Origin of the sequence: Streptomyces sp. NPDC048462 (assembly GCF_043200175.1) — a bacterium.
Taxonomy (GTDB): domain Bacteria; phylum Actinomycetota; class Actinomycetes; order Streptomycetales; family Streptomycetaceae; genus Streptomyces.
Genome location: NZ_JBICXG010000001.1, coordinates 209,047 through 217,228, shown reverse-complemented (window position 1 = coordinate 217,228; position 8,182 = coordinate 209,047). Strand labels below are relative to the sequence as shown.

The window sequence follows — 8,182 nt, the reverse complement described above, 5'->3', positions numbered from 1 at the left end:
ACCTACCTCACCCCACTCGACCAACTCCCCCTCACCCCCAACGGAAAAATCGACACCCACGCCCTCCCCGAACCCACACCCACCACCTCCACCGGAGGCCGAACACCCCGCACCCCGCTCGAAGAGACGCTGGTCGGACTCTTCACCAGCACGCTGGGCGCCGGTGACGTGCTGAGCATCGATGACGACTTCTTCCACCACGGCGGCCACTCACTCCTCGGCTCCCGCCTCACCAACCACATCGCCGTGGCCCTCGACGTCCGGCTCACCGTCCGTGACGTCTTCGAGCACCCGACGCCCGCCCGGCTCGCCGCGCACATCCGCTCCCTGCAGACCGCGCCGGCCGCCAAGAAGGCCCGGCCCGCCCTCCGCCGTCGCACCGAGACAGAACGGATCAGCTCATGACCGCCTCCCTCGCCCCCGAAGACGTCGTCTGGGACCTTCCCGGTGACACTCCGCACCGTCTGTCGCTGCTGGTGCTGCCGCACGCCGGGGGCAACGCCCATGCCTACGGCGGCTGGCGCGAGCACCTGCCGGCCGATGTGCGGCTGCTGATCGGCCAGTACCCGGGGCGCGGCGCCCGCTACTGCGAGGACCTGGCCGTGTCCGTGGACGACCTGGCGCAGCCCGTGGTGGACTCGTTGCCGGCCGACACCGGTGATCTGGTGGTGTTCGGGCACAGCATGGGGTCGCTGGTCGCCTTCGAGGTGGCCCGTGCCCTGCGGGCGGCCGAGCGTACCCCGCGTGGGCTGATCGCCTCCGCGTGCCGGGCGCCGGTGCTGCCCAACCAGTGCCCGGTGCATCCGGAACGGCTGGACGACGACCAACTGGTCGCCGCCATCAAGGCGCGCGGCGGCACGGACGACGGCATCCTGGACGACCCTGAGCTGCGAGAGATCGTTCTGCCGTCCATCCGGGCCGACTTCGCGATCGACGACGCCTACCGGTGCACCGCCCCGGACGCCCGGCTGGACTGCCCGGTCGCCGTGTTCGGAGGGGACGCCGACCCGATCGTCCCGGTGGACATGCTGGCCGGCTGGTCGCAGGTGGCAGGCCACGAGGTCGTCCCGCACGTGCTGCCCGGCGACCACTTCTACTTCCAGCAGGACCTCCGGGGCTTCTTCGACCGCCTGATTCCGGTCCTCAACACGCATCGCGACTCCACCGCCACGGCCGCATAACCGCGCCCGACGGCCCCACACCCCACCGAACTCCGCTCAGATCCGCTCAGAGAAGAGGAACCGCCATGACCGCTCTCGCCCAGCCGCCCGCCACCACCGGTATCACCCCCGTCCGGGAGCCCGGCAAGCCGGTGATCGTCCACACACCGGAGTTCGCCACCATGGCGGAGGCCACCGCGTGGCTGGCCGCCCAGCGGCCCGCGATCCAGGCGGAACTGCACCGGTCCGGTGCGGTCATGCTGCGCGGCCTGCCGGTGGCGGACGCGGCGACGTTCGCCCAGGCGCGGGACGCGCTCATCGCGGAGCGGGCCGGCTACAAGGAGAAGGCGACCCCGCGCACCGACTTCGGCGAGGGGGTGTTCTCCTCCACCGACCTGCCGGCCATCCAGCCCATCCGGCTGCACAACGAGAACAGTTACACCCTGGACTTCCCCGGCGTGCTGCTCTTCGGCTGTGTCACCGCCCCCGAGACGGGAGGCGCCACCACCATCGGCGACATGCGCGCGGCCCTGGCGCAGCTGCCGCCGGAGCTGACGGCGCGGTTCGCGGAGGCCGGCTGGCTGCTGGTGCGCAACTACTCCGACCTGGCGGGCATGCCGTGGCGCAAGGCCTTCTCCTCGGACCGGCCGCAGGACGCCGAGGAGTACTGCGACACCCACGCAATCGGCTGCGAATGGCTGGACGAGGAGACCCTGCGTACCCGCCAGCGCCGCTCGGCGATCGTCACGCACCCGGTGACCGGTGAGCAGACCTGGTTCAACCACTTCGCGTTCTGGAACGCCCGGACCCTCGACGAGGACATCCGTGACGTGCTGATCGACACCTTCGGTGCGGACGGGCTGCCGTTCAACACCTACCTCGGTGACGGCACCTCCCTCACCGACGCCGAGGTGGACGCCGTCAACGACGTGTACCGGTCGGTGACCGTACGGGAGACCTGGCAGGCCGGCGATCTGATGCTGGTGGACAACATCCTCTGTGCCCACGGCCGCGAGGCGTTCACCGGTGACCGGAAGATCCTCGTCGCCATGGGCGAGCCGGTGCCGCTGTCCGACTGCTCCCCGGCCTCCGCTCCCTCCCCCGCCCTGTACGGAAAGTGAGCCCCGCCATGACCGCCGTACTCCTTGAGCGCACCGCCGCCCCCGCCCTGTCCCACCCGCCCGCCTGCCCCTGCGACGTGTGCGCCTCGGCTGGAACCGGCGCGGCCGACCTGATGGTCCGGCTCGCCTCCGTACCCGGTGACCTCACCGCCGTCGTCGCCGGCGACCTGGAACTGAGCTTCAACCAGCTGCGCGAGCGGGCCTCGGCCTTCGCGGCGGGGCTGGCCGGGCTCGGCGCCGGGCCGGAGAGCGTCGTCGCCCTGTGCCTGCCGCGCGGCGCCGATCTGGTCACCGCGATCATCGGCACCCTCACGGCGGGCGCCGCCTACCTGCCGGTGGATCCGGCGCTCCCCGAGGAGCGGCAACGTCTGCTCGTCGAGGACTCGGGCGCCGATCTGGTGGTGAGCGACGAAGCCGGTACGGCGTTCCCCGGCCCCCGAGCGGTCACGCCGGACCAGTTGACGGCGGCGGGCGGGGCGGGCACCGCCTTCACGCCGGTGCCGGTCGGCCCGGACACACTCGCCTACGTCATCTACACCTCCGGCTCCACGGGCCGGCCCAAGGGTGTGGAGATCGGTCGCGGTGCGGCCTCCCTGCTGCTGCGTGAACTGGAGGACGCGGGCGCCGCGGACGGCGAGAGCCGACGGGTGGGCTGGAACGCCTCACCGTCGTTCGACGCCTCCGTCCAGCAGTGGGTGCGGCTGTCGCGCGGCGACACGCTGGTGATGATCGACGAGGAGACCCGCCGCGACCCCGCCCTGCTGGCCGCCTTCATCGACACCCAGGGCCTCACCGATCTCGACATCACCCCGTCGCACGCCGACCCGGTCCTGGACCTGCTCACCCCGGACGGTGGCCCCCGCCCGCTGACGCTGCTCGTCGGCGGCGAGGCGATCGGCCCGGCACTGTGGGACCGGCTGTCCGCCGCGTACCGCTGCGGTCTGCTGCGCGCCGTGAACGTGTACGGGCCCACCGAGTGCACCGTCGATGCCACCGTCGGCTGGATCGAGGAGCCGGGCGAGCCACACATCGGTGCCGTGCTGCCGGGGCTGCGGATGCGGCTGCTGGACGAGCGCCTGGTACCGGTCGGTGCCGGTGAGGCGGGCGAGCTGTATCTGGCGGGTCCCCGGGTCGCCCGCGGCTACCGTCGCAGCCCCGGTCTCACCGCCCAGCGATTCGTCGCCGACCCGTCCGGCGCGCCGGGCGACCGCATGTACCGCACCGGGGACCGCTGCCGACTGCTGCCGGACGGCCGGCTCGTGCACCTGGGCCGGCTCGACGGCCAGGTGAAGCTGCGCGGTCACCGCATCGAGGTGCAGGAGATCGAGGCCGTCCTGACCCGGACCGGTGGCGCCGAAGAGGCGGCCGTGATCCTGGGCGAGGACGCCGGGGGCAGCCCGTGTCTGATCGCCTTCCACCGGGGCGGGGACGCCACCTCGCTGCGTGCCGCCGCGTCGGCCACGCTGCCGGCCTACATGACGCCGTCCGCGTTCGTCGCCGTCGACCGGTTCGCGACCACCCCCAGCGGCAAGCTCGACCGCTCCGCGCTGCCGGCCCGGATCGAGAAGGCCCGGATCGAGGCGGCGGTGACCACCGTGGCCGCCCCGGAGGGCGAGGGTGTCCAGGGCCGGGCCGAGGAGCTGGTCGCCCGGGTCTGGGCGCATGTCCTGGGCGCGGCGTCGATCGGCCCCGACGACAACTTCTTCAAGCTGGGCGGCCATTCGCTGCTCGCCATCAAGCTGGTCTCCCGCGTACGGGCCGAACTCTCCCTGGCCCTGCCGGTGAAGGCGGTCTACGCCCACCCGAGGCTGCGCGACCTCGCCGCCCACATCGAGGAGTTGCTGGCCGCGAAGGATGGCTGAGCCCTGGCTCAGCCACGTCACCGGCCCGTACTCCCGCCCGCCCCCGCCCTCCCCGAGGAGCAGCAACCGTGATCCCCCTCTCGTACGCCCAGCACCGGCTGTGGTTCCTGAACCGTCTCGAGGGCGCGTCCGCCGCCTACAACGCGCCTGTCGTGCTGCGGCTGGAGGCCGCACCCGACCGGCCGGCCCTGGAGGCGGCGGTGCGTGACGTGGTGGACCGCCACGAGGTGCTCCGCACGGTCTACCTGACCGAGGACGGGGAGCCGTACCAGCACATCGTCAGCGATCCCGACGTGCGGCTGGAGACCGAGGAGTGCGCACCCGGCGACGATGTGGACACGCGGGTCACCGCCTTCGCGCGCCTCCCCTTCGACGTCACCCGTGACCTGCCGCTGCGGGCCCGGTTGTTCGCCGTACACGACGGAACCGCCGTGCTGGTCCTGCTGGTGCACCACATCGCCACCGACGGCTGGTCCGTCAGCTGTCTGCTCACCGACCTCGACCGGGCCTACCGGGCCCGGTCCGAGGGCCGCGCCCCCGGGTGGGAACCACTGCCCGTCCAGTACGCGGACTACGCGCTGTGGCAGCGGGACATGCTCGGAGACCCCGGTGATCCCGACAGCACGGCCCACGAACAGCTCGCCCACTGGCGGGCGGCACTGGACGGCGTACCGGCCGCGACCAGGCTGCCCGCCGACCGCCCCCGCCCCACCGAGCCCAGCCACCGGGGGGCCCTGGTCACCGACCGCCTCGGTGCCGGCGCCCACAAGGCGCTCGCCGGCATCGCCCGCGCCCACCGTGCGACGTTCTTCATGACCGCCCGGGCCGCCCTCTGCGTCGCGCTGCGGGCCGCCGGGGCGCAGACGGACGTGGTGGTGGGGACGCCCGTCGCAGGGCGGCCCGAGGAGGATCTGCACGACGTCGTCGGGTTCTTCGTCAACTCCCTCGCACTGCCCGCCGACCTGTCCGCCGACCCGGACCTCGGCACACTTCTCCGCCAGGTCCGCGAACGGGACCTGGCCGCCATGGCCCACGAGGACCTGCCGTTCGACCTGCTCGTCGAGAACCTCGACCCGGAACGGTCCCTCGGACTGCACCCCTTCTTCCAGGTGATGCTCACCACGCAGACCGCGCAGGACACCACCTGCCGTCTCGGCCCCGTATCAGGCACCCTCGACGACGCGGACCTGGCCACCGCCAAGTTCGACCTCGGCTTCAACTGCGCGGAGACCTACGGCCCCGACGGCGAACCCGGCGGGGTGCTGCTCGGCCTCCAGTACGCGACCGACCGCTACGACGAGGAGACCGCGCGACTGCTCCTCACCCTGTTCCGACGCGCGCTGACCGCCTACGCCGAGCAGCCGGCCGGCACGCCCCTCAGCCGGACCGGTCTGCTCTCAGGCGCGGAACGCGAGGCGCTCGACCGCCGTCACGAGGCCCTCGCCCGGGCCGAGCAGCAGAACGCCGAAACCCCCGGCGAACCGCGCGACGACGGGAGCCCGCGCACCCGTTCGGCGGCCGGTCCCCGCGAGGAGATCCTTCGCGGCCTGTTCGCCGAGGTGCTGGGACGGGACGAGGTGGGGCCCGGCGACAGCTTCTTCAAGCTGGGCGGGCACTCCCTGCTCGCCGGGAAGCTCACCAACCGCATCCGCAAGGCACTGGGCGTCCAGGCCTCGATCCGCGACGTCTTCCTGGCACCCACCCCGGCCCGGCTGCTGCGTCGCCTCGCCGAGCAGGGCGACGGGCCCGTCCGGCCGCCGCTGCGGCCGGTGCCCGCCGCCCTGCGGCCCGCACGGCTCCCGCTGTCCGCCGCGCAGCAGCGGCTCTGGTTCGTGGACCAGATGGAGGGCCCGAGCGCCACCTACAACATCCCCGTGGTGACCCGGCTGCGCCGCCCGGTCCGCAGGGCCGCCTTCGCCGCCGCCCTCGCCGACGTCGCACAACGGCACGAGGTGCTGCGCACGGTGCACGGGTCGGCTGACGGCGAGCCGTACCAGGAGGTGCTGGAGCACGCCGAACCCGTCCTCGACGTGGTGCGGACGAACGGCCCGGACGAACTCCGCGCAGCGGTGGACGCCGCGGCCGGTCATGTCTTCGGCCTCGCCGCGGAGATCCCCTTCCGGGCCTGGCTCCTGGAGGACGCCGCCGGGGACCAGGTGATGGTGCTGCTGGTGCACCACATCGCCGGTGACGGCTGGTCGACCGGCTGCCTCCTGGCCGATCTCGCCACCGCCTACGCGGCCCGCGCCGAAGGCCGGGCTCCCGGGTGGCAGCCGCTGCCCGTCCAGTACGCCGACTACACCCTCTGGCAGCACGACCTGCTCGACGGCCAACACGGCGTAGCAGCCGAACAGCTCGCGTACTGGCGTACCGCCCTCGACGGGATGCCGCCGCTGCTCGCGCTGCCCACCGACCGGCCCCGTCAACTCGAACCGGACGGCCGGGGCGCGCTCGCCCCGTTCGAGGTGAGCGCCGACACCCACCGGGCGCTGCTGCGGTGTGCCCGGCGCGACGGCGCCACTCTGTTCATGGTGGTGCAGGCCGCTCTCGCCGCCCTGCTCACCCGGCACGGCGCGGGCGAGGACGTGGCGATCGGCACCACCGTCGCGGGCCGGGCCGACGAGTCACTGCACCCGCTCGTCGGGTTCTTCGTCAACACGCTGGTGCTGCGCACCGACTCCTCGGGCGACCCCGCCCCCACCGAGCTGGTGCGCCGGGTCCGCGACGCGGGCCTGGCCGCCTACAGCCACCAGGACCTGCCGTTCGACCGGCTGGTCGAGCACCTGAGCCCGCACCGGTCGACGGCGCACGCGCCGCTCGTGCAGGTGATGCTCCAGGTGCACGCGGCAGGGGCGGGCGACGCCTCCGCCGTCCCGTCGGCGCTGGACGGCGAACCGCTGGCTTTCCGCGGCACCGGCGCCAAGTCGGACCTCACTTTCGCGCTCACCGAGACCGTCGGCCCGGACGGGACGCGGACCGGTCTGCGGGGTGTCCTGGAGTACGCGACCGCACTGTACGACGCGGACACCGCCCGCCTGCTGACCCGGCGCCTGACCGAGACCCTCGACGCGTTCGCCGCCGGCCCCGAGATCCCGCTCTCCGCCCTGCGGTACGGGCAGCCCGCGCCCGGCGACGGCGACCCGGCGGTCGTCCTCGACGCGCAGGGGCGCCGCACCTGTGTCCGCGTCCCGGGCGAGGTGCACGAGCCGGCCCCCGGCGGCGGGCTGCGTGCCACCGGCCGGCGCGCCTACCGGGACGCGGACGGTGCGCTGCGGCCAGTCGCCGTCCACACCGTCGACGGCTACCCGGTCGAGCCCGGCCACGTGGAGGGCGTACTCGCCCGGCACCCGGCGGTGACCGGTGCACGCGTCCTCGTCCGCGACGGCCTGCTCCTCGCCCTCGTCACCTGCGCCCCGGGGCCGCCGCCCACCGGGAGCGCGCTGCGCGCCTGGGCGGCGGAACGGCTGCCCGAGTACCTGGCACCGGCCCGGGTGATACGAACGGCCCGGCTGCCCGCGCCCGGTGAGGACCCGGCACTCCTGCCCGAGGAGGACGCGCCCGCGCCGGGCGCGGCGCCGGCCGTCGGCACGGACACACGGCTGCTGGGCGTCTTCCGTGATGTGCTGGGCGGACGTGACATCGGGGCGGACGACAACTTCTTCAAGTCCGGCGGCCACTCGCTGCTGGCGGTGCGTCTGCTCAACCGGATCCGAACCGAGTTCGGGCAGGACCTCACCCTGCGCGACGTGTTCCGCAACCCGACGGCGGCCACGCTCTCCCAGCGTCTCGCCGGTGCCGTCGCGGACGCGATCGAGCCGGAGGGGGCCGGGCCCGCCCCGGCGGACCGCCGCAAGGCCGCCCCGGGCCTGCGCCGCCGCACCCGGGCGGGCGCCCGCCGGGGCTGAACGGCCTGCCGCGGACGGCGGGGGCACGGGGCGGCAGCTCCGTGCCCCCGCTTTCTGCCGCTCCGAGCTGCCGGGCCGACTGCCGTGGGCGCAGGCCCCGCGCCCCTAGCGTGAGGGCACGGAGGCGAGAGGAA

Annotated in this window: 5 protein-coding genes; all 5 read left to right on the top strand. The window is 73.9% G+C overall.

Going from position 1 to position 8,182, the window contains the following annotated elements; translation table 11 throughout:
• Positions 1-405, top strand: a 405-nt coding sequence (locus tag ACGFU6_RS00825; protein WP_393607290.1) for a phosphopantetheine-binding protein, incomplete at its 5' end; no start/stop codon positions are given.
• Positions 402-1,181 carry a thioesterase II family protein gene (locus tag ACGFU6_RS00820; protein WP_393607288.1) on the top strand — a complete coding sequence of 260 codons (780 nt, stop codon included), beginning with the start codon at positions 402-404 and terminating at the stop codon, positions 1,179-1,181. The genes ACGFU6_RS00825 and ACGFU6_RS00820, both read left to right, overlap by 4 nt.
• A 65-nt stretch (positions 1,182-1,246) precedes the next feature.
• Positions 1,247-2,281 carry a TauD/TfdA family dioxygenase gene (locus ACGFU6_RS00815; protein WP_393607286.1) on the top strand — a complete coding sequence of 345 codons (1,035 nt, stop codon included), beginning with the start codon at positions 1,247-1,249 and terminating at the stop codon, positions 2,279-2,281.
• Between the two features lie 8 nt (positions 2,282-2,289).
• On the top strand, positions 2,290-4,143 hold the full coding sequence (locus ACGFU6_RS00810; protein WP_393607284.1) for an amino acid adenylation domain-containing protein: 1,854 nt from the start codon (positions 2,290-2,292) through the stop codon (positions 4,141-4,143).
• A gap of 68 nt (positions 4,144-4,211) precedes the next feature.
• A complete protein-coding gene (locus ACGFU6_RS00805; RefSeq protein WP_393607282.1) occupies positions 4,212-8,048 on the top strand; it encodes a condensation domain-containing protein in 3,837 nt (1,278 codons plus the stop codon).
• Positions 8,049-8,182: the final 134 nt, after the last annotated feature.